Annotated in this window: 1 protein-coding gene; it reads right to left on the minus strand. The window is 59.6% G+C overall.

What is annotated here, in order from left to right; genetic code table 11:
* The coding region (locus tag JF66_RS19290; protein WP_035880503.1) for a DUF1648 domain-containing protein at positions 1-222 on the minus strand (222 nt) is incomplete at its 3' end.
* Between the last annotated feature and the right edge of the window lie 572 nt (positions 223-794).

Genomic DNA, 794 nt, shown 5'->3' on the forward strand with positions numbered 1-794 from the left:
CAGGCCTGCCACCACGACCGCGATCAGCAGCATCAACGCAAACAGAATCCATGTTGTCGAGGTTCCATCGACTTCACCGGAGCTGGACCAGTGGCTCGGTAATTCCGATGGGAGGGTGTTTCGTTCGAGTAGAAACGTCAGGAGAATCGTCAGCGCTGGCAGCGACGTAAGTACCGCAGCCCAAACCCAACGCGGAGTGAAGCGAGTGGCTGATGAGGTCATAATTTTGAACCATATCGTGCGGCCACGACTCCATCACCCTCAAGCCGTACGTATGTGGAATAGAGATGGGCTGTGAGAATGTCGGGTGCGCGGTGGATCGGTCACTGCGGCGCATCTCCTCTCCGGTTGGTTACCCGAACTTGCCACCGGCCGGCATCAGAACAGAAGAGGCGCGTCCACGCGCGCAACTCGTCTCCGTTTAATTCCGCACAATGCGCAACCGGCGCAGAAGTGCCGCAGAAATGCACCACTTACCGGGACGCGCCTCGCGCGCTCCGGCGTGTCACTGAGGGTTCCGCCTACGGGCCTGCGTTAGCGCCCGTAGTGGTATCGACTGTTGAACGTCTCTCGGGGTGACGATGTGGGCGTCTTCCCCGGTGACGATGGGTTTTAGCGCGTCAGGATTTGGTATCGGTTCGTCGGCGGCGTCAGGCTGACGATGTCCGGATAGACAAATGGCCCGGCGTGCAATCTTGAAGGATCACGCCGGGCCGTTCTAACGCGTAAGGCCGCGCTGATGCTCACGGTAAGTCATGATCCTGCTGTTGTCGAGTCGAACCTGCTGGTCGGGC

This window comes from Cryobacterium sp. MLB-32 (assembly GCF_000738085.1).
Taxonomy (GTDB): domain Bacteria; phylum Actinomycetota; class Actinomycetes; order Actinomycetales; family Microbacteriaceae; genus Cryobacterium.